A 20,394-nucleotide genomic window follows, 5' to 3' on the forward strand; every position below is an offset into this window, starting at 1 on the left:
ACACTAGCAGGGCGTTCCCCGCCGGACGGCGCTGCCTCACGCCACCTCGGCGGGCACGCCGCCGGTGATCCGCACCAGCTCGTCGAAGGTCGTCGGGAACACCGTGTGCGGGTGCCCGCCCGCCGCCCAGACCACCTCGTGCTTGGCGAGCCAGGTGTCGACGAGGGTGCGCACCGGGGCGGGATGCCCGACCGGGGCGACGCCGCCGATCGGCTGCCCGGTGGCCGCGCGGACGAACTCCGGGGTCGCCCGCCTGACCTTCGTCGCGCCCGCCGTCCCCGCGACGAGCACGGTGTCCACCCGGTGCGCGCCGCTGGTGAGCACGAGGAGCGGCTCGCCGTCGGCGTCGAAGATCAGGCTGTTCGCGATGGCGCCCACCTCGCAGCCGAGCTGGGCCGCCGCCGCGGCCGCGGTGGGGGCGGACTCGGGCAGCACGACGATCTCGCCCGCGGCTCCGAGGGAGCGCAGTGCCGCCGCGACGTTGACGGCGTTCTGAGGCAACTTTTCTGGCACTCCGACACTCTAAACAAGTTGACCCTTTGCGGCGATTGATTACAGATCGGTGACCCCTATGGGCGGTATGTGATCAGTGCGCTATGGTCCCTTGCTCCGATCTTGAGGTGAAAGGGGTGGATGTGACATGAGGATGGGGCGGCACCTCGGACTCGCCGCGATCGCGTCGGCGGCGGCCGTACTGCTCTCCTCCGGCGCCGCGCAGGCCCAGGCGCGCGCCTTACCCGCGGCCCTGACGGCCCCGGCTCCGGCGACCGCGGTTTCGGCGCTTCCGGCCTCGGCGGCGTCGGTTTCGGTGGCGTCGGTTTCGGTGGCGTCAGGCGCCGGTGTGCGCCGGGCTCCGGAGGCGCCGCCGTTCGCGGCGCCGGACAGGACGCTGCGGACCGGGGCGAGCGGGACGGCCGTCAAGCGGCTCCAGGCCCGCCTGAAGGAGCTGGGCTACCACCCGGGCTCCGTGGACGGCAGGTACGGCGGCGCGACACTGGCGGCCGTGTGGGCCTTCCAGAAGGTGAACGGCGTCAAGCCCACCGGCACGGTGTCCGGACGGACCTGGCGGGCCCTGGAGGAGCCGCGGGCGCCCAGGGTGCTGGTGCCCAAGGGCAGGCCGGACCGCGTCGAGGTGGACCTGACCAAGCAGATCATGGTGCTCTACTCCGCCGGCGAGGCGCGGCTGATCAGCCACATCTCCTCGGGGAGCGGCGTCCCCTACTGCGAGACCGCCACGTGGGAGGGCAGGACGCAGCGGTTCTGCGGCGACGCCCGCACCCCGACGGGCAACTACAAGACGACCTGGCGCAGGGACGGCTGGCACGTCTCCTATCTCGGGCGGCTGTACAACCCGATCTTCTTCAACGGCGGGATCGCCTTCCACGGCGCGCTCTCCGTGCCGCTCGCCCCCGCCTCGCACGGCTGCGTGCGGCTGCCGATGCACATCGCCGAGATGCTGCCGGACCTGCTCGGCACCGGCGTGCCCGTGCACGTCAGAGGGAAATTCGCGCGCTGAGGCGGTGCCGGCGGGCCTGGATCGAACCTGTGTTCGGTGATTGCTTGACAGTGCGGTCGATCGAATTTATGTTCGATGGTGGAACGGGACTCGCGGTCCGTTCCAGGGCGGTGGGCGCGCGTCCTCGTCGTCGGCGGAGACGAGTGGGCGCCGCCCGGCCGGGCGGGGAGAGGGGAAGCTCCTCGTCCGGCCGCCCGGAAAGATTGTCGGTGGCTTCTGCGAAGGTGGATCTCACCGGCGGTTTCGCCGGGGCCGCCACGAGCGAGGGAGGCTGCAGCATGACCCCAGGGCTCAGCGATCTGAGCGGACCACGACTATCGCCCGCCGCGCGGGCACACCTGGCCGAGGCGCGCGACCACCTGACCCAGGCGGCCGCGGCACGCACCCCGGCCACGCGTTACGTCTCGGCGCACATGGCGGCCCTGCGCGCCGCCGCCGCGGTCCTCGCCGCGCGTCCCCGCCCGATGGACGGCAGGAGGCGGCGGCTGCGCAGCGCGTGGGAGCTGCTTCCCGAGGCGGAGCCGCGCCTCGCCGAGTGGGCGGCCTACTTCGCGGTCAGCGCCGCCAAGCGCGCGGCGGCGGAGGCGGGCATGGTGCGCGCGGTCGGCGTGCGCGACGCCGAGGAGCTGATGGCCGAGGCGGAGACCTTCGTGGCCACCGTGGAGTCCATCCTCGGCGTCCCCGGCCAGCCCGGCCTCCCGGTCACGGTCCCGATGGCCGGCTGACCCTCCCGCCCGCCGCTTCAGGCGACGGGCTCCACAGTGACCGAGATCACGCCGATCGGGGTCACGGCGGCCACGGTCCTGGTGGCCGAGGTCACGGCGATCGGGGTCAGGGTGGCCGGGGGCACGCCGATCCGGGGTTACGGCGGCGGTTACGGCGGCCGGGGTCACAGGGCCTCGGGGAGACTGCCCGCGGGTTCCAGGGCGGGGGCCTCCGCGCGGCGGAGCAGCAGCATGGCCGCGTCGTCGCTGAGCGGCTTGCCCGAGTGCCGCAGCAGGTCGGCGCGCAGGGCGTCGAGGGCGGCCTGCGGGTCGGGGCCCGACAGCAGGTGCACCCGGTCGATCAGCGGGTAGAACGCGCCGCCGTGGTCGCGGCATTCGACGATGCCGTCGGTGTAGAAGAGGATCTGGTCCCCGGCGGTGAAACGCACCACCTGCGCCTTCGGCATCTCCGGCTTCAGCCAGGTGAGCCCGAGGGGCGGCGCCTCCTGCAGCGGGTCGGCGAACTCCGTGGTCCCGTCGCCGCGCAGCACCAGCGGCGCCGGATGGCCGCAGTTGAGGATCGCGATCTGCTCCTCGCCGACGACCTCGGCCAGGATCGCGGTGACGAACTGCTCGCCGGTGAGCCTGCGGGCCAGCGCGGTCTCCAGCCGCGCCGCCACCCGCTCCAGCACCGGCTCGTCATAGGCCGCCTCGCGGAACGCGCCGAGCACGATGGCCGCCGTCTCGACCGCCTCCAGCCCCTTGCCCTGGACGTCGCCGACGATGATCCGGACGCCGCCCCCGGGATGGGTCACCACCTCGTACAGGTCGCCGCCGATGCGCGCCTCCGCGACCGCGGAGGTGTAGGAGACGGCGACGCCGAGGCCGGGGCCGGCCCTGCGCGGAACCGGCCGCAGCAGCACCCGCTGGGCCGCCTCGGCGACCGAGCGCACGTCGGCGAGCTGCCGCTCGTGCCGCATCCTGGCCGCGCTGGCGACGAGACTGGCCAGGGTCACGCCCGCGATGGCGCCGAGCGCCACCTGGAGGCGGAACTGCCCGGTGTCGTTGTAGACGCCGAGCGACAGGCACAGGGCCGTGGCGACGACGCCGACCAGCCCGGTGCGGCGCACGTCGCAGGCCACGCTGGCGAAGGCGGGACCGAGGGCCAGCAGCGGGAGCAGGCCGACGCCCTTACCCGCCCGCCAGTCGCCGATCGCCACCAGGGCCATCACGGCGAAGGGCAGGAGCACGAGCAGAGACCGCGCTGTGGTGCGCTTGGCGCGATGCGCGGCCTGACCGGGGCCACGACGGCCGTTCCCCTGTGCCCGACTGGATGCCCTCGCCATACCCACCGATTCTCTTGTCGCCCCACGTTTAGTCGTTATTACCACATGCGGAGTGGGCGGCAGCAGGTCTGTTACCGAGGGTTTATGTCGGTTCACGCGTCCTGGGGCGCCGAGGCGGCGGCGAACCCGGGACGCGTCGTTCCTCTGGTCTCCCGCCCGGGAGCCCTCGGTGCCCGTGCGGGGACGCACGGTGCACCGGGGGCCTGCGGCGGGGTGTCATGAGGTCCCGGCGGGCGGCGGGCCGGGACGGCCGGTCACAAGGTCAGAAGGACTCGACGGCCCGGCGGGCCTCGGCGTCGAGCACACCCCAGTTGATGAGCTCTTCGGTCAGCTCGCTGGGCGACTTGTCATAGATCACCGCCAGGGAGCGCAGGTCCTCCTGGCGGATCGACAACACCTTGCCGTTGTAGTCGCCACGCTGGCTCTGGATGGTGGCGGCGTAGCGGGCGAGCGCGCCGGCCTTCTCCTTCGGCAACTGGGCAAGACGCTCAAGGTCGATCACGAGCTTCGGTGTCGGGCCGAGCGGGCTCGGGGCCGCGCCTCCGGGCAGCAACTCCGAGACCGGTACACCGTAGAAGTCGGCGAGCTCGGCGAGCTTCTGCACGGTGACGGCGCGGTCACCCCGCTCATACGACCCCACGACCACGGCCTTCCAGCGGCCGCGCGACTTCTCCTCGACTCCATGCAGGGACAGCCCCTGCTGGGTGCGAATGGCGCGGAGTCTTCCACCCAGCGACTTGGCATACTCAGACGGCATCCTGTGGCCCCCCGGCTCTCTATGTGCTGCTCTCACTAAATTGTGCTCCCTCGCGGCATATGCGCTGACCACCGGGGGTGGGCGCCTGGGGTCGGCACCATCGGTGACCATGCGCCGGGATTACCCCAGAACGCCACGAGGACTGGTTACGCACAGTGACGGTAAAGCTGTGGACGCCGAAGGTCAAGCTGATTGGAAAAAAGATGCCGAATCCGGTCCGGTCGAGTACGCCTCAATAGTCCCTCATGTCCCCTCCGGAACCATGGCTTCGGCAAAATCCGCCGGTGGGATCCGGAGAAGTTCGGCAGAGACCGCCCGCGGACGGTCTCGCTGATGCCGGACCGTAATGGGTGTGCGCCCGGGGCGTGACGAGACCGGGGCTGGACCGTGACGTACCGAGCGGCACCGCCGGACGCGCTAAGATGATCACGTTCGCCCGGGACGCGGTCAGGCGCCGTCGCGTTCCAGCGGGCAGCTCATGCAGCGCGGGCCGCCCCGGCCCCTGCCCAGCTCGCTGCCGCGGATCGTGATCACCTCGACGCCGCGGGCGCTGAGATGGTCGTTGGTGGTGGTGTTGCGCTCGTAGGCCACGACCACGCCGGGGGCCAGGGCCAGTACGTTGCAGCCGTCGTCCCACTGCTCGCGCTCGGCGGCGTGCGAGCTCTGGTCGGGGGTGAGCACCTCGATGTCGTCCAGGCCGATCGCCCGCCCGATGGCCCGGTGCATGTCCTCCGGGGCGTGGTCGGTGACCTTGAGCTCCTTGTCGTTGTCGCCCGGCTCGATCGTGTGGCCCGACAGCATGCCCAGCCCGGCGTACTTGGTGAACCGGCCGACGTCCACCATCGTCATGACCGTGTCCAGGTGCATGAAGGCGCGGGCCTTCGGCATGTTCAGGGCGACGATCCGGTCCACCGAGCCGGCCCGGAACAGGTTGCGCGCGATCAGCTCGACCGCCTGCGGCCGGGTCCGCTCGCTCAGCCCGATCAGGACCGCGCGCGGCCCGATCACCAGCACGTCGCCGCCCTCCAGCGTGGCCGGGCCGAGCGCGCTGCCCGGGCTCCAGACGTGGAAGCCGCCCTCGGCCGGGGCGTCGTAGCCGGCGGCGAACAGCGGGTGCCAGCGGTAGATCGCCTCCATGTTGACGGTCTCGTTCTTGCGCGCCTTCTTGCGCATGGAGTTGATCGCGACCCCGTCGCGGATCCAGCAGGAGTTGTCCCGGGTGAACACGTGGTTGGGCAGCGGCTGGAGGATGAAGTCGTCCGGGGCCAGGCTGTGGAAGGCGATGCTCTTGGGGGCCCGGCCGCGCTCGGCGATCTCCCGCTTGGTGATCCCGCCGGTCAGGTGGGCGCCCAGGACGGCCGAGCTCATCGCGTCGAGCGTGTTGCGGATCGCGTCGGTCGCCAGCGGGCCGAACCACCGCTCGTCCACGATCCTGTCCAGGATGTGCTTGCGCGCCTCGGGGATGTCGAGCGTCTCGCGCAGCAGGTCGCCGAACTCGTGCACCGTGACGCCCCGGGCGCGCAGCAGCCGCTGCCACTCCTCGTGCTCCTCGATCGCCCGCTGCACCCACAGCACGTCGTCGAAGAGCAGGCTGTCCTTGTTGGTGGGCGTCAGCCGCCGCAGCGCCAGGTCGGGCTTGTGCACCAGCACCTGGTGCAGCCGGCCGACCTCTGAGTCCACATGGAATGTCATTTACCCCCCTATGGGCGAAATCTGACAGTTCCCCGGCTGGTCAGCGGCCAAACGCCGCGAGCATCGCGCGAGGTCGGGGGGCTCCCGGCCGTCTGACAGGCCCCTGGTACTGTGAAGTCACCCAGACACCCTTTAAGACCCGTCCAGTGAGGCGGGAAAGGCGGTGATTTTTTCATGTCTGATGCCCGAAACGCCGTGCGCGCGGTCCTCGAAGGCCCCGACATCAACCGGGCGCTGACCCGCATCGCGCACGAGATCATCGAGCGTACCAAGGGAGCGGGCAACATCGTGCTGCTCGGCATCCCCACCCGCGGCGCGACCCTGGCGGTGCGGCTCGGCGAGCGCATCGCGCAGTTCGAGGGGGTCAAGGTCCCCGTCGGCTCGCTCGACATCACCATGTACCGCGACGACCTGCGGCTGCGGCCCGCGCGCCCGCTCGGCCGCACCGAACTGCCCGCCGACGGCGTCGACGACAGGACCGTCGTCCTGGTGGACGACGTGCTCTTCTCCGGCCGCACGGTGCGCGCCGCGCTCGACGCGCTGAACGACGTCGGCCGGCCCAAGGCGGTCCAGCTCGCCACACTCGTCGACCGCGGCCACCGCGAGCTGCCCATCCGCGCAGACTACGTGGGCAAGAACCTGCCGACCGCCAAGAGCGAGCAGGTCAAGGTCTTCCTGGAGGAGATCGACGGGCGCGAGGCGGTCGTGCTCATCAAGGGAGAAGAGAAGTGAAGCGCCACCTGATCTCGGCGGGCGATCTCACCAGGCAGGACGCGCTGCTGATCCTGGACACCGCGGACGAGCTGGCCAGGGTGTCGGACCGGTCGATCAAGAAGCTGCCGACCCTGCGCGGCCGTACGGTGGTCAACCTGTTCTTCGAGGACTCCACCCGGACCAGGATCTCGTTCGAGGCGGCGGCCAAGCGGCTGTCCGCGGACGTGATCAACTTCTCGGCCAAGGGGTCCAGCGTCTCCAAGGGGGAGAGCCTCAAGGACACCGCGCTCACCCTGCAGGCGATGGGCGCCGACGCGGTGGTCATCAGGCACAGCGCCTCAGGGGCGCCGCACCGCCTGGCCACCTGGGTGGACGGCAGCGTCGTCAACGCCGGGGACGGCACCCACGAGCACCCCACCCAGGCCCTGCTCGACGCCTTCACCATGCGCAGGCGCCTCGGCGCGCTGGACGGCCGCAGGATCACCATCGTCGGCGACGTGCTGCACAGCCGGGTCGCCCGCTCCAACGTCCTGCTGCTGAACACCCTGGGCGCGCAGGTCACCCTGGTCGCGCCGCCGACCCTGCTGCCCGTCACGGTGGACTCCTGGCCGTGCGAGGTCTCCTACGACCTCGACGCCGTGCTGCCCAAGTCCGACGTGATCATGATGCTGCGGGTGCAGACCGAGCGGATGAACGCCTCCTACTTCCCCAGCGCCAGGGAGTACAGCCGCCGCTACGGCCTGGACCGCGACCGGCTGGCCAAGATGGCCGACGACGCGATCGTCATGCACCCGGGGCCGATGAACCGCGGCGTGGAGATCGCCGCGGAGGTCGCCGACTCCGCCCGCTCCACGATCGTGGAGCAGGTCGCCAACGGCGTCACCATTCGCATGGCCGTCCTTTATCTGCTTCTCGGGGGAGAGACCCAGTGACCGACTTCATCGTCAGGAACGCCCGGATCCTCGGCGGCGAGCCCGCCGACATCGCGATCAGCGGCGGCCTGATAGCCGAGGTGGGCCGCGGCCTGACCGCCGGCGGCGCTTCGGAGTTCGACGCCGACGGGCTGGTCGCGCTGCCCGGCCTGGTGGACCTGCACACCCACCTGCGCGAGCCGGGCAGGGAGGACGCCGAGACCGTCGCCTCGGGCACCCGCGCCGCCGCGCTCGGCGGGTTCACCGCGGTGCACGCCATGGCCAACACCTCCCCGGTCGCCGACACCGCGGGCGTGGTCGAGCAGGTCTGGCGGCTGGGCCAGGAGGCCGGGCACTGCGAGGTGCGCCCGGTCGGCGCGGTCACCGCGGGTCTGAACGGCGAGCGCCTGGCCGAGCTGGGCGCGATGGCCGACTCGGCCGCCGGGGTCCGGGTCTTCTCCGACGACGGCAAGTGCGTCTCCGACGCGGTGGTCATGCGCAGGGCGCTGGAGTACGTGAAGGCGTTCGACGGGGTGATCGCCCAGCACGCGCAGGAGCCCCGGCTCACCGAGGGCGCGCAGATGAACGAGGGCGCGGTCTCCGGTCGTCTCGGCCTGGTCGGCTGGCCCGCGGTCGCCGAGGAGGCGATCATCGCCCGCGACTGCCTGCTCGCCGCGCACGTCGGCTCCCGGCTGCACATCTGCCACGTCTCCACGGCCGGCTCGGTCGAGATCCTGCGCTGGGCGAAGTCCAAGGGCTGGAACATCACCGCCGAGGTCACGCCGCACCACCTGCTGCTCACCGACGACCTCGTGGAGGACTCGCCGGTCGGCTCCTACAACCCGATCTACAAGGTGAACCCGCCGCTGCGCACCCGCGAGGACGTGGAGGCGCTGCGCGCCGCGCTGGCCGACGGCACGATCGACTGCGTCGCCACCGACCACGCCCCGCACCCGGTGGAGGACAAGGAGACCGAGTGGGGCGCCGCCGCCATGGGCATGATCGGCCTGGAGACGGCGCTCGCGGTGGTGCACGAGGCCATGGTGGAGACCGGCCTGCTCGACTGGGCGGGCGTCGCCGACCGGATGTCCTACCGCCCGGCCAGGATCGGCCGGGTGCGCGGCCAGGGCCTGCCGCCGACCGCCGGGTCGCCGGCCAACCTGACTTTCTACGACCCCTCCGTCCGTGACGAGGTCGATCCCGGAGGATTCGCCTCCAAGAGCCGCAACACCCCCTACGAGGGCCGAACCCTGCCCGGCCGCGTGGTGGCGACGTTCCTGCGTGGCAGGCCGACCGTCCTGGAAGGGAAACTCGCGTGACCACAGACGTCACCACAGGAAGGGCCGTCCTCGTCCTGGAGGACGGGCGCGCCTTCCACGGCGTGCCGTACGGCGCGCGCGGCGAGACCTTCGGCGAGATGGTCTTCAACACCGGTATGACCGGCTACCAGGAGACCCTCACCGATCCCTCCTACCACCGCCAGATCGTGGCGATGACGGCCCCGCACATCGGCAACACCGGGGTCAACGACGAGGACCCGGAGTCCGCCAGGGTCTGGGTCGCCGGCTACGTCGTGCGCGAGCCGTCCCGGGTGTCCTCCAACTGGCGGGCCACCACGAGTCTCGCCGACTACCTCGCCGCCCAGGGCGTCGTGGGCATCGCCATGCCCGGCACCCGGGCGCTCACCCGGCACCTGCGCGAGCGCGGCGCGATGCGCGCGGGGATCTTCTCCGGCGACGCGCTCGCGTCCGAGGAGGAGCTGCTGGAGCGGGTGCGCCGCTCGCCCGGCATGGTCGGCGCCGACCTGTCGGCCGAGGTGTCCACCCCCGAGCCCTACGTCGTGCCGGCCAAGGGGGAGCGGCGGTTCACCGTGGCCGCCGTGGACCTCGGCATCAAGGCCATGACGCCGCAGCGGCTGTCCGAGCGCGGCTGCGAGGTGCACGTGCTGCCCGCGTGGTCGACCGCCGAGGAGATCCTCGCGCTCGGCCCCGACGGCGTGTTCTTCTCCAACGGCCCCGGCGACCCGGCCACCGCCGACCTCCCGGTGAAGGCGCTGCAGGGGGTGCTCGCCGCCGGCAAGCCGTTCTTCGGCATCTGCTTCGGCAACCAGATCCTCGGCCGCGCGCTCGGCCTCGGCACCTACAAGCTGCGCTACGGCCACCGCGGGGTCAACCAGCCGGTCCAGGATCGCCGGACCGGCAAGGTGGACATCTCGGCGCACAACCACGGCTTCGCCGTACAGGCACCGGTGGACGGCCCCTTCGACACGCCGTACGGCAGGGCGGAGGTCAGCCACGTCAACCTCAACGACGACTGCGTGGAGGGCCTGCGGCTGCTGGACTACCCCGGCTTCAGCGTGCAATACCACCCCGAGGCGGCGGCCGGGCCGCACGACGCGGCCGGGCTCTTCGACGAGTTCTGCGCACTGATGGAAGGACAAAAGGGTGCCTAAGCGCACGGACATCCAATCGATCATGGTGATCGGCTCAGGGCCGATCGTGATCGGGCAGGCGTGCGAGTTCGACTACTCCGGCACCCAGGCCTGCCGCGTGCTGCGCGCCGAGGGCTTCCGCGTGATCCTCGTCAACAGCAACCCGGCGACGATCATGACCGACCCCGAGTTCGCGGACGCGACGTACGTCGAGCCGATCACCCCGGACATCGTCGAGAAGATCATCGCCAAGGAGCGGCCGGACGCGCTGCTGCCCACCCTGGGCGGGCAGACCGCGCTCAACACCGCCATCGCGCTGCACGAGGCGGGCGTGCTGGAGCGGTACGACGTCGAGCTGATCGGCGCCGACGTCGACGCCATCCAGGCGGGCGAGAACCGCGAGCGGTTCAAGGAGATCGTCGCCAAGACCGCCGCCGAGCACGGCCTGTCCGCCGAGTCGGCCAGGAGCTTCGTCTGCCACACCATGGACGAGTGCCTGCGGGCCGCGGGGGAGCTCGGCTACCCGCTGGTGGTGCGGCCGTCCTTCACCATGGGCGGGGTCGGCTCCGGTTTCGCGCACGACGAGGAGGGGCTGCGCCGCATCGCCGGCGCCGGGCTGGACGCCTCGCCGACCACCGAGGTGCTCCTGGAGGAGTCCATCCTCGGCTGGAAGGAGTACGAGCTGGAGGTCATGCGGGACCGGGCGGACAACGTCGTCATCGTGTGCTCCATCGAGAACCTCGACCCGATGGGCGTGCACACCGGCGACAGCATCACCGTCGCCCCGGCCATGACCCTCACCGACCGCGAGTACCAGAACATGCGCGACGTCGCCATCGCGGTCATCCGCGAGGTGGGCGTGGACACCGGCGGCTGCAACATCCAGTTCGCCGTCGAGCCGGACACCGGCCGCATGATCGTGATCGAGATGAACCCCCGGGTGTCGCGCTCCTCCGCGCTCGCCTCCAAGGCCACCGGCTTCCCGATCGCGAAGATCGCGGCCAAGCTCGCCGTCGGCTACACCCTGGACGAGATCCCCAACGACATCACCCGGGAGACCCCGGCGTCCTTCGAGCCCACCCTCGACTACGTCGTGGTCAAGGTGCCGCGCTTCGCCTTCGAGAAGTTCGCCGGGGCCGACCAGACCCTCACCACCCACATGAAGTCGGTGGGCGAGGCGATGGCCATCGGCAGGTCCTTCCCCGAGGCGCTGCAGAAGGCGCTGCGCTCGCTGGAGAAGAAGGGGTCCTCCTTCTCCTGGTCCGGCGAGCCGGGCGAGCTGCCCGAGCTGCTGGCCGCCGCGGCCACCCCGCACGACGGCCGCCTGAACACCGTCATGCGGGCGATCCGCGCCGGGGCGGGGGCCCGCGAGCTGTTCGACGCGACCGCGATCGACCCGTGGTTCCTCGACCAGCTCCTCCTCCTGGACGAGGCGGCCCGCGAGCTGCGCGACGCGCCCGACCTGACCGCCGAGGCCCTCGTGTCGGCCAAGCGGCTGGGCTTCAGCGACGTGCAGATCGGCGAGCTGCGCGGGATGGACGAGGCCAGGGTGCGCGACCTGCGGCACGCGCTCGGCGTGCGCCCGGTCTACAACACCGTCGACACCTGCGCCGCCGAGTTCGCCGCCAGGACGCCCTACCTCTACTCCACCTACGACGAGGAGACCGAGGTCCCGCCCGGCGAGCGGTCCAAGGTGATCATCCTGGGCAGCGGCCCCAACCGGATCGGCCAGGGCATCGAGTTCGACTACGCCTGCGTGCACGCCTCCTTCGAGCTGTCGGCGGCGGGCTACGAGACCGTCATGGTCAACTGCAACCCCGAGACGGTCTCCACCGACTACGACACCTCCGACCGGCTCTACTTCGAACCGCTCACCCTGGAGGACGTGCTGGAGGTCGTGCACGCCGAGCAGCAGAGCGGGCCGGTGGCCGGGGTGATCGTGCAGCTCGGCGGGCAGACCCCGCTCGGGCTCGCCCAGGCGCTGAAGGACGCCGGGGTGCCGGTGGTCGGCACCAGCCCGGAGTCCATCCACCTCGCGGAGGAGCGCGGCGCGTTCGGCCAGGTGCTGGCCGAGGCCGGGCTGCCCGCGCCCAGGCACGGCGTCGCGGTGACCGTCGAGGAGGCCCTGGAGATCGCCGCCGAGATCGGTTACCCGGTCCTGGTCCGGCCGTCCTACGTGCTGGGCGGCGCGGGCATGGCGATCGTCTACGACGACGAGACGCTGACCACCTACATGTCCAGGGCGGGCGCGGCCAGCGACCACCCGGTGCTGGTGGACAAGTTCCTCGACGAGGCGATCGAGATCGACGTGGACGCGCTGTTCGACGGCGAGGAGCTCTACCTCGGCGGCGTCATGGAGCACATCGAGGAGGCCGGCATCCACTCCGGCGACTCGGCGTGCGCGCTGCCGCCGATCACGCTGGGCTCGGCCGACATCAAGCGGATCAGGGCGGCCACCGAGGCGATCGCCCGGGGCGTGGGCGTGCGCGGGCTGCTCAACGTGCAGTACGCGATGTCCGCGGGCGTGCTCTACGTGCTGGAGGCGAACCCGCGGGCCAGCCGTACCGTGCCGTTCGTGTCCAAGGCCACGGCGGTGCCGCTGGCCAAGGCGGCGGCGCGGCTGATGATGGGCGCGACCGTCGCCGGGCTGCGCGCCGAGGGCATGCTGCCCGCGCACGGGGACGGCGGCACGCTGCCGCTGGACGCCCCGATCGCGGTCAAGGAGGCGGTGCTGCCCTTCAACCGGTTCCGCGGCGTGGACACCGTGCTGGGGCCGGAGATGCGCTCCACCGGCGAGGTGATGGGCATCGACGAGGTGTTCGGCACCGCCTTCGCCAAGTCCCAGGCGGCCGCGTACGGCTCGCTGCCCACCAAGGGCCGGGCGTTCGTCTCGGTGGCCAACCGGGACAAGCGGGCGATGATCTTCCCGGTGAAGGCGCTGGCCGATCTGGGCTTCGAGATCCTCGCCACCGAGGGCACGGCCGAGGTGCTGCGTCGCAACGGCGTCCGTGCCAAGATCGTGCGCAGGCTGAGCGAGGGGGCCGGGCCGGACGGTGAGCCGACAATCGTCCGGCGCATCCTCGACGGAGAGGTGGATCTCATCGTGAACACGCCGTTCGGCAGCCCGGGGCAGTCGGGCCCGCGGCTGGACGGCTACGAGATCCGCACCGCCGCCGTGCTGCGCGGCATCCCCTGCGTCACGACCGTCCAGGGACTCGCCGCGGCCGTCCAGGGCGTACAGGCCATTGTCCGGGGCGATGTGGGCGTACGGTCCCTTCAGGAGCACGCACGAGCGCTCAGGGGCTGACGACGCCTCGACGGAGGTGATGGAGACGCCTGTTACTCCGGTACAGGTGACGGGCACGGTGCTGACGACGCGCCGGGTCGAGGCTTACCATGCGCTGACCGTGGTGGCCCCCGGGATCGCCGAGCGGTTCCGGCCGGGCCACTTCGTGGCGGTCGCCGTGGGCGGGCCGCAGACGTCGATGCTCACCCGCCGTGCCTTCTCCGTCCACGACGTCAAGCCCGACTACGGCGGCACGGTGGAGTTCGTCTTCACCGTGCGCGGGCCGGGCACCTCCTGGCTGGCCGGGCGCAGGGCCCGCGACACGCTGGACCTCGTGGGGCCGCTCGGGCGGCCCTTCCCGCTGCCCCGCGACCCGGTCAGCTGCCTGCTGGTCGGCGGCGAGTACGGCTCGGCCACGCTGTTCGGGCTCGCCGACGCGTTGCAGCAGCGCGACTGCCGGGTGGACTTCCTGCTCGGCGGCGCGTCCGAGGACCGCGTCTTCGGCGCGCTGAGGGCCCGCAGGATGGGCGTGACGACCACGCTGACCACCGAGGACGGCTCGCTCGGCCTGCGCGGCACGGTGACGGACGCGCTGCCCGGCGTGATCACCGACACCCGGGCCGACGTGGTCTACGCCTGCGGTCCGATGGACATGCTGCGCGGGGTGACCGCGGTGTCCGTCGAGTTCGACATCCCGGTCCAGGTGGCCGTGGAGGAGGCGATGGCGTGCGGGTTCGGCATGTGCATGACGTGCGTGCTGCCGGTGATCGGGGACGACGGCGTGACCAGGATGGTGCGGGCCTGCGTGGAGGGCCCGGTGTTCCGCGGTGAGCGGGTGAGGTTCGACGACGTGGGGACGATCCCGTTCGACGCGCTGGGCGCGCCCGGGGCGCCGGGGCACAGTGGAGCCCGACATGTCAGTTGATATGCGGACATATCTGGCACATGTGGAGCTGATCAACCCCATCACCACGGCCGCCGGCTGTGCCTCCTCCGGCAAGGAGCTCGCGCAGTTCTTCGACCTCAACCGGATCGGCGCGCTGGCCACCCACTCGATCACGATGGCGCCCCGCGCCGGGCGGCCCACCCCGCGGGTCGCCGAGACGCCCTCGGGCATGCTCAACGCGATCGGCCTCCAGGGGCCGGGCATCGAAGCCTTCCTCGAACGCGACCTGCCCTGGCTCTCCCAGCGCAGCGTGCGCACGATCGTGTCCATCGCCGGCGGCACCGTCAACGAGTACGGCACGCTGGCCCGCAGGCTCGCCGACGCGCCCGGCGTCACCGCCGTCGAGGTCAACCTGGCCTGCCCCAACATCGAGGACCGCGGCCGGGTCTTCGCCCGCGACGGCGCCGCCTCCGCCGAGGTGATCTCCTCGGTGCGCGCGCTCATGCGGTACGACGTCCCGGTGGTGGCCAAGCTCTCACCGGACGTCGCCGACATCGTCGCCATCGCCCGCGCGTGCGTGGACGGCGGCGCCGACGCGCTGTCCATGATCAACACCCCCCTGGGGATGAGCATCGACACCGAGACGCTCCGCCCCTCGCTCGCCGCGGTCACCGGCGGCCTGTCCGGCCCCGCCGTGCGCCCGCTGGCCGTCCGCTGCGTGTGGCAGGTGCACGCCGCGCTGCCCGGTGTGCCCATCATCGGCGTGGGCGGCGTGCTGACCGGCAGGGACGCCTTCGAGCTCGTCCTGGCGGGCGCCTGCGCCGTCGGTGTGGGCACGGCGCTGTTCCACGACCCCTATGCCTGCCTGCGCGTCCTGCGGGAGCTTGAGGAGCTTCTGCAGGCGCGCGGGTTCCAGCGCCTCGCCGACGCCGTCGGCCTGGCGCACCGCCCGCCGGGCAGCGTGTCCCGGCACCGTACGGACCCCGCGCCCGGACAGGGCGCGTCGAACATGGAAGAGAGCCCCCTTTGACGCCCGCACCCATCGCCGTCGCCCTGGACGCGCCCGACCTGGAGACCGCGGCCCGCTGGGCGGCCCTGGTGACCCCGCACGTCAGCACCGTCAAGGTGGGCCTGGAGCTCTATCTGCGCTATGGGCCCGACGTGATCGCCTCGGTCCGGGGCGCGAGCGGCGTGCAGGTCTTCCTGGACCTGAAACTGCACGACATCCCCAACACCGTGGCCGGCGCCGCCAAGGCCGTCGGCCGGCTGCGCCCGGCACTCCTCACCGTGCACGCCGCCGGCGGCGCCGCGATGATCCGCGCGGCGGCCGAAGCCGCGCCGAACACCCGCATCGCCGCCGTCACGGTCCTGACGTCGCTGTCGGAGGCCGATCTGGTCAAGGTCGGCCTGACGGGACCCGCGCACGACGCCGTGCGCAGGCTGGCCGTCCTGGCGGTCGGCGCGGGCGCGCGCGCCCTGGTGTGCTCGCCCCGCGAGGTGGCCGCGGTGCGTGCCGAGGTCGGCTCGGAGATCACTCTGATCACTCCCGGCGTTCGTCCGGCCGGAGCCGACAGTCAGGATCAGGCGCGGGTCGCCACTCCGGAACAGGCCCTCGCCGACGGCGCGGACCTCCTCGTGATCGGCAGGCCCATCACCGCCTCCGCCGATCCCGGGGCCGCTGCGGCAACCATAGCGGCAGCGCTGCGCAGAAAGATCGCCACCCCCTGAAAGGGCGGTGGTGAGGGCGTTTTGCTCTACAGAGGGCCATTCCATCATCACGGAGAGTGATGAAGTAGATTTTGTGAGCAGAGAAACGGCACTTGACGTTGCTCAAAGGTCAATGACCAGCTAGTTTCCCTTCCCGTCCGAGTACATCGACAGAAATTCGAGGTGACCCGGCGTGGCTCTTCCTCCCCTGACCCCCGAGCAGCGCGCCGCAGCCCTGGAAAAGGCTGCCAAGGCCCGTCGTGAGCGTGCCGAGGTCAAGAACCGGCTCAAGCACGGCGCGGTTTCTCTGGCTGAGGTGCTGAAGGATGGTCAGACCGACGACGTCATCGGCAAGATGAAGGTGTCGGCGCTGTTGGAGTCGCTCCCTGGCGTGGGCAAGGTCCGTGCCAAGCAGCTGATGGAGCGGCTCGGTATCGCCGAGTCCCGCCGCGTGCGGGGTCTTGGCGCCAACCAGCGAGCTTCGCTGGAGCGCGAGTTCGGCGGTGCCGAGAGCTGATCTCGGCATCGTCAGGCGGATTCATCGGGGGGTATGGAGTGACCGCTACATCCTGGCCCGGCAAGGCTCGGGCCCGAGAGGCGGCCGAGCCCGGCAGGCCGGGTACGCGTGACGGTGGCTCCATGCCTTCTTCAGAAACGCCGTCCGCGGATATCTCGGCGGGATCCGACATCCCGCCGGAGAGATCCGGGCGACGCCTGACGGTCCTTTCCGGTCCGTCCGGCGTCGGCAAGTCCACGGTCGTCGCCGAGCTCCGGCGGGCACATCCGCAGGTGTGGCTGTCGGTCTCGGTGACCACCAGGCGCCCGCGTCCCGGCGAGACGCACGGCGTCGAGTACTTCTTCGCCGACGACGCGGAGTTCGACCGCCTCATCGCGGCGGGCGAGCTGCTGGAGTGGGCGGAGTTCGCCGGCAACCGGTACGGCACGCCGCGCGGCCCCGTGGTCGAGCGTCTGGCGGCGGGCGTCCCCACGCTGCTGGAGATCGACCTTCAGGGCGCCAGGCAGGTGCGCGAGACCATGCCGGACGCGCTGCTCGTCTTCCTCGCGCCTCCCACCTGGGAGGAGCTGGAGAGCCGGCTGCGCGGCCGGGGCACCGAGCCGGAGGACGTGATCGCCCGCAGGCTGGAGGCCGGCCTGGTCGAGATGGCCGCGGAGAAAGAGTTCGATCTCACTCTCGTCAACACGTCTGTCCAGGAAGTATGCCGGCGGCTGATAGCCTTGCTGAGCGCATAGTCGATTCGACGAGAGGTCACAACGTGGCAGCCACTGCCCCTGTTGCCGAAGGCATCACCAATCCGCCGATCGACCAGCTCCTCGAAGTGGTCGACAGCAAATACAGTCTTGTGATCATGGGCGCCAAGCGGGCGCGCCAGATCAACGCCTACTACTCGCAGCTCGGCGAGGGTCTGCTGGAGTACGTCGGTCCCCTGGTGGAGACCCACGCCCAGGAGAAGCCGCTGTCCATCGCGCTGCGCGAGGTCAGCGAGGGCCTCCTCACCTCCGAGCCCATCGAAGGCTAGTCCGCTGCCCCGCAACGTCGTTCTCGGGGTCTGCGGGGGCATCGCCGCCTACAAGGCCTGCGAGCTGCTCCGCCTGTTCACCGAATCGGGGCACGACGTCAGGGTGGTGCCGACCCGCGAGGCCCTGCGCTTCGTCGGGGAGCCGACCTGGGCCGCGCTGTCGGGCAACCCCGTCACCGCCGAGGTGTGGGAGAGCGTCCACGAGGTGCCGCACGTGCGGATCGGCCAGCGGGCCGACCTCGTCGTGGTGGCGCCCGCGACCGCCGACGTGCTCGCCAAGGCCGCCCACGGCATCGCCGGCGACCTGCTGACCAACACGCTGCTCACCGCGCGGTGCCCGGTCGTGTTCGCCCCCGCGATGCACACCGAGATGTGGGAGCACCCGGCGACCAGGGCCAACGTGGCGACGCTGCGCGAGCGCGGGGCGCTGGTCATCGACCCTGCCGTCGGCCGGCTGACCGGCGCCGACTCCGGCCGGGGCCGGCTGCCCGACCCGCCGGAGATCTTCGAGTTCTGCCGCCGGGTGCTGGCGGGCCGCCCGTCCGACCTGGCCGGGCGGCACGTGCTCGTCTCCGCGGGCGGCACCCGCGAGGCCATCGACCCGGTGCGCTTCATCGGCAACCGCTCCTCGGGCCTGCAGGGCTACGCCCTGGCCCGCACGGCGCTCGCCCGCGGCGCGCAGGTCACCCTGATCGCCGCCAACGTGGCGCTGCCCGACCCGGCGGGCGCCAAGGTCGTCCGGGTGGAGTCGGCGCGGCAGCTCAGGGAGGCCGTCGTCGAGGCGGCCGGCCAGGCCGACGCGGTGGTGATGGCCGCCGCGGTGGCCGACTTCCGTCCCGCGTCCCGCAGCGACTCCAAGATCAAGAAGTCCGGTGCCGAGCCCGACCCCATCCACCTGGTGCAGAATCCCGACATCCTCGCCGAGCTGGGCGAGCGCCGCCGGGAGGAGGGCGCGGGACCGGTGATCGTCGGCTTCGCCGCGGAGACCGACGACGTGCTGGAGAACGGCCGCGCCAAGCTGGAGCGCAAGGGCTGCGACCTGCTCGTGGTCAACCAGGTCGGCGACGGCCTCGCCTTCGGCACCCCGGACAACGCCGCCGTCGTGCTCGTCGCGGGAGGTGACCCGGTCGAGATCGCCAGAGGTCCCAAGGAGGACCTCGCCGACGTCGTCTGGGACCTGGTCGCGGCCCGCCTGCCGTAGGGCCTTGCCCGGACGGCCCGGATTCTGGTAGCCGGCGTTCTGTCGGCCGGCGCGGGTTCGGCGGTCTCCGCTCGAGCCCGGGTCGAGCGGGGCTCGACTCCTTCTCGCGGCGCACTCGTGCCCGGTTCGCCTTCCGGCCCGGCCCGCCGGGCGGCGCGGACGCGTCGTCGCAGGTCGGTGGGCTGATGGCGGGCCGTCGCGGCGCCGCCGTACGCGGGCGGGGCGGTCCTGGGCGCGCCACACCGTTTCGGGACGATTTCGCGGCGCGACCTCGGGTGGGGTTAGACTTCGGCGCAGCGCTCTTGGTGTGCTCGCACGCCTGAGCACCCAGCCGTCAGCAGCCGCTGCATGAGGAGCCACTGAGTTGTCCCGTCGCCTGTTCACCTCCGAGTCGGTCACCGAAGGCCACCCGGACAAGATCGCCGACCAGATCAGTGACGCGATTCTCGACACCATGCTCAAGGACGACCCCAAGAGCCGGGTCGCCGTCGAGACGTTGATCACCACCGGCCAGGTTCACGTCGCGGGAGAGGTGACGACGGAGACCTACGTCGATATCCCCGGCGTCATCCGCGAGAAGATCCTCGAAATCGGCTACGACGCCTCGCACAAGGGGTTCGACGGAGCCTCCTGCGGTGTGTCGGTGTCCATCGGCGCCCAGTCGCCGGACATCGCCCAGGGCGTCGACGACGCCTATGAGAACCGCGAGGGCGAGGGCGCCGACGAGTTCGACCGCCAGGGCGCCGGCGACCAGGGCCTCATGTTCGGCTACGCCTGCCGGGAGACGCCCGAGCTGATGCCGTTGCCGATCATGCTGGCGCACCGCCTGGCCCGCCGCCTGTCCGAGGTCCGCAAGAGCGGCACCGTGCCCTACCTGCGGCCGGACGGCAAGACCCAGGTCACCATCGAGTACGACGGTGACACCCCGGTGCGGCTGGACACGGTGGTCGTCTCGACGCAGCACGCGGCCGAGATCGACCTCAAGGAGATGCTCGCGCCGGACATCAAGGAGCACGTGGTCGACCCGGTGCTCGCCGGCCTGGAGATCGGCAGCGAGGGCTACCGCCTCCTGGTGAACCCGACCGGCCGCTTCGAGATCGGCGGCCCGATGGGCGACGCCGGCCTCACCGGCCGCAAGATCATCATCGACACCTACGGCGGCATGGCCCGCCACGGCGGCGGCGCCTTCTCCGGCAAGGACCCGTCCAAGGTCGACCGCTCCGCCGCCTACGCGATGCGCTGGGTCGCCAAGAACGTCGTGGCCGCCGGCCTCGCCGACCGCTGCGAGGTCCAGGTCGCCTACGCGATCGGCAAGGCCCAGCCGGTCGGCCTGTTCGTGGAGTGCTTCGGCACCGAGAAGCTGGCCGTGGAGAAGATCCAGGCGTCCGTGCTGGAGGTCTTCGACCTGCGTCCGGCCGCGATCATCCGCGACCTCGACCTGCTGCGCCCGATCTACTCGCAGACCGCCGCCTACGGGCACTTCGGCCGCGAGGAGCCCAACTTCTCCTGGGAGCGCGTCGACCGGGCCGAGGCGCTGCGCGCCGCCGCCGGCGTCTGACGTCACCCCCGCACACGGCCCGCCCTCCCGCTGATTTGGGAGAAGCGGGCCGTGCGTGTGTCCGAGCCATGCGCGTTCCGGCGGGAACCGAGCGTGTCTGGACATCCGGGGCCTGGTCCCCCGAAGATTGTGGTTTGCCAATCTTGG

At 71.6% G+C, this 20,394-nt stretch carries 19 protein-coding genes; 15 read left to right on the plus strand and 4 right to left on the minus strand.

The genetic code is table 11. The annotated features are described in order from the left end of the window. Window positions 1–36 precede the first annotated feature (36 nt). The gene (locus QSK26_RS35660; RefSeq protein WP_285779751.1) at window positions 37–513 is read right to left on the minus strand and encodes a YbaK/EbsC family protein; all 477 of its coding nucleotides are present in this window, start codon (window positions 511–513) and stop codon (window positions 37–39) included. Between the two features lie 127 nt (window positions 514–640). Between QSK26_RS35660 and QSK26_RS35665 the strand changes: the two genes are divergently transcribed. Together QSK26_RS35665 and QSK26_RS35670 are read left to right on the plus strand one after the other, a co-directional pair. Further along, window positions 641–1,516 (plus strand): L,D-transpeptidase family protein, encoded by an 876-nt coding sequence (locus tag QSK26_RS35665; protein WP_285779752.1) that lies wholly within the window; start codon window positions 641–643, stop codon window positions 1,514–1,516. Window positions 1,517–1,794: 278 nt separating this feature from the next. Next, on the plus strand, window positions 1,795–2,241 hold the full coding sequence (locus tag QSK26_RS35670; RefSeq protein WP_285779753.1) for an SAV_6107 family HEPN domain-containing protein: 447 nt from the start codon (window positions 1,795–1,797) through the stop codon (window positions 2,239–2,241). 164 nt (window positions 2,242–2,405) lie between these two features. On the opposite strand, the gene QSK26_RS35675 is transcribed toward QSK26_RS35670, so the two are convergent. From QSK26_RS35675 to QSK26_RS35685, 3 genes are all read right to left on the minus strand, one after another. After that, window positions 2,406–3,470: a PP2C family protein-serine/threonine phosphatase gene (locus QSK26_RS35675; protein WP_285779754.1), complete on the minus strand. Its 1,065-nt coding sequence runs from the start codon at window positions 3,468–3,470 to the stop codon at window positions 2,406–2,408. 358 nt (window positions 3,471–3,828) lie between these two features. Continuing rightward, window positions 3,829–4,323: a transcriptional regulator BldD gene (bldD, locus tag QSK26_RS35680; RefSeq protein WP_285779755.1), complete on the minus strand. Its 495-nt coding sequence runs from the start codon at window positions 4,321–4,323 to the stop codon at window positions 3,829–3,831. 447 nt (window positions 4,324–4,770) lie between these two features. Continuing rightward, entirely contained in the window at window positions 4,771–6,015 is a 1,245-nt protein-coding gene (locus QSK26_RS35685) for an arginine deiminase (RefSeq protein WP_285779756.1), read from the minus strand. Window positions 6,016–6,189: 174 nt separating this feature from the next. Between QSK26_RS35685 and pyrR the strand changes: the two genes are divergently transcribed. The 13 genes from pyrR (at window position 6,190) to metK (ending at window position 20,247) form a co-directional block, all read left to right on the plus strand. Next, window positions 6,190–6,747: a bifunctional pyr operon transcriptional regulator/uracil phosphoribosyltransferase PyrR gene (gene pyrR, locus QSK26_RS35690; RefSeq protein WP_285779757.1), complete on the plus strand. Its 558-nt coding sequence runs from the start codon at window positions 6,190–6,192 to the stop codon at window positions 6,745–6,747. Then, entirely contained in the window at window positions 6,744–7,661 is a 918-nt protein-coding gene (locus QSK26_RS35695; protein ID WP_285779758.1) for an aspartate carbamoyltransferase catalytic subunit, read from the plus strand. The genes pyrR and QSK26_RS35695 overlap by 4 nt, the downstream gene beginning before the upstream one ends. Continuing rightward, window positions 7,658–8,959: a dihydroorotase gene (locus tag QSK26_RS35700; protein ID WP_285779759.1), complete on the plus strand. Its 1,302-nt coding sequence runs from the start codon at window positions 7,658–7,660 to the stop codon at window positions 8,957–8,959. Before QSK26_RS35695 ends, QSK26_RS35700 begins: the two co-directional genes overlap by 4 nt. Further along, complete coding sequence (gene carA, locus QSK26_RS35705; RefSeq protein WP_285779760.1) at window positions 8,956–10,092, plus strand: glutamine-hydrolyzing carbamoyl-phosphate synthase small subunit; 1,137 nt, start codon at window positions 8,956–8,958, stop codon at window positions 10,090–10,092. The genes QSK26_RS35700 and carA overlap by 4 nt, the downstream gene beginning before the upstream one ends. After that, window positions 10,085–13,378, plus strand: coding sequence for a carbamoyl-phosphate synthase large subunit (gene carB, locus QSK26_RS35710; RefSeq protein ID WP_285779761.1), 3,294 nt, complete (start codon window positions 10,085–10,087; stop codon window positions 13,376–13,378). The genes carA and carB overlap by 8 nt, the downstream gene beginning before the upstream one ends. Window positions 13,379–13,397: 19 nt before the next feature. Further along, on the plus strand, window positions 13,398–14,282 hold the full coding sequence (locus tag QSK26_RS35715) for a dihydroorotate dehydrogenase electron transfer subunit (protein ID WP_285779762.1): 885 nt from the start codon (window positions 13,398–13,400) through the stop codon (window positions 14,280–14,282). Further along, window positions 14,272–15,273: a dihydroorotate dehydrogenase gene (locus tag QSK26_RS35720; RefSeq protein ID WP_285779763.1), complete on the plus strand. Its 1,002-nt coding sequence runs from the start codon at window positions 14,272–14,274 to the stop codon at window positions 15,271–15,273. The genes QSK26_RS35715 and QSK26_RS35720 overlap by 11 nt, the downstream gene beginning before the upstream one ends. Next, window positions 15,270–15,971: an orotidine-5'-phosphate decarboxylase gene (gene pyrF / locus QSK26_RS35725; protein ID WP_285779764.1), complete on the plus strand. Its 702-nt coding sequence runs from the start codon at window positions 15,270–15,272 to the stop codon at window positions 15,969–15,971. Before QSK26_RS35720 ends, pyrF begins: the two co-directional genes overlap by 4 nt. A 172-nt stretch (window positions 15,972–16,143) precedes the next feature. After that, the gene (gene mihF / locus QSK26_RS35730) at window positions 16,144–16,467 is read left to right on the plus strand and encodes an integration host factor, actinobacterial type (protein WP_185048524.1); all 324 of its coding nucleotides are present in this window, start codon (window positions 16,144–16,146) and stop codon (window positions 16,465–16,467) included. A 122-nt stretch (window positions 16,468–16,589) separates the two neighbouring features. Next, entirely contained in the window at window positions 16,590–17,201 is a 612-nt protein-coding gene (gene gmk / locus QSK26_RS35735) for a guanylate kinase (RefSeq protein ID WP_285779765.1), read from the plus strand. 23 nt (window positions 17,202–17,224) lie between these two features. Beyond that, entirely contained in the window at window positions 17,225–17,488 is a 264-nt protein-coding gene (rpoZ, locus tag QSK26_RS35740) for a DNA-directed RNA polymerase subunit omega (RefSeq protein WP_285779766.1), read from the plus strand. A 4-nt stretch (window positions 17,489–17,492) separates the two neighbouring features. Next, the gene (gene coaBC, locus QSK26_RS35745; protein ID WP_285779809.1) at window positions 17,493–18,689 is read left to right on the plus strand and encodes a bifunctional phosphopantothenoylcysteine decarboxylase/phosphopantothenate--cysteine ligase CoaBC; all 1,197 of its coding nucleotides are present in this window, start codon (window positions 17,493–17,495) and stop codon (window positions 18,687–18,689) included. Between the two features lie 364 nt (window positions 18,690–19,053). Continuing rightward, window positions 19,054–20,247 carry a methionine adenosyltransferase gene (gene metK, locus QSK26_RS35750; RefSeq protein WP_285779767.1) on the plus strand — a complete coding sequence of 398 codons (1,194 nt, stop codon included), beginning with the start codon at window positions 19,054–19,056 and terminating at the stop codon, window positions 20,245–20,247. Window positions 20,248–20,394 lie beyond the last annotated feature (147 nt).

Origin of the sequence: Microtetraspora sp. NBRC 13810 (genome assembly GCF_030268685.1) — a bacterium.
In the GTDB taxonomy this organism is placed as follows: Bacteria; Actinomycetota; Actinomycetes; order Streptosporangiales; family Streptosporangiaceae; genus BSRQ01.

What these genes read in the sequence shown, in the direction of transcription:
- QSK26_RS35670 (WP_285779753.1), top strand. Translation starts at nt 1,795, where the DNA reads ATGACCCCAGGGCTCAGCGATCTGAGCGGACCACGACTATCGCCCGCC.
- bldD (WP_285779755.1), bottom strand. Translation starts at nt 4,323, where the DNA reads ATGCCGTCTGAGTATGCCAAGTCGCTGGGTGGAAGACTCCGCGCCATT.
- gmk (WP_285779765.1), top strand. Translation starts at nt 16,590, where the DNA reads ATGCCTTCTTCAGAAACGCCGTCCGCGGATATCTCGGCGGGATCCGAC.
- QSK26_RS35685 (WP_285779756.1), bottom strand. Translation starts at nt 6,015, where the DNA reads ATGACATTCCATGTGGACTCAGAGGTCGGCCGGCTGCACCAGGTGCTG.
- QSK26_RS35715 (WP_285779762.1), top strand. Translation starts at nt 13,398, where the DNA reads ATGGAGACGCCTGTTACTCCGGTACAGGTGACGGGCACGGTGCTGACG.
- QSK26_RS35665 (WP_285779752.1), top strand. Translation starts at nt 641, where the DNA reads ATGAGGATGGGGCGGCACCTCGGACTCGCCGCGATCGCGTCGGCGGCG.
- QSK26_RS35720 (WP_285779763.1), top strand. Translation starts at nt 14,272, where the DNA reads ATGTCAGTTGATATGCGGACATATCTGGCACATGTGGAGCTGATCAAC.
- pyrR (WP_285779757.1), top strand. Translation starts at nt 6,190, where the DNA reads ATGTCTGATGCCCGAAACGCCGTGCGCGCGGTCCTCGAAGGCCCCGAC.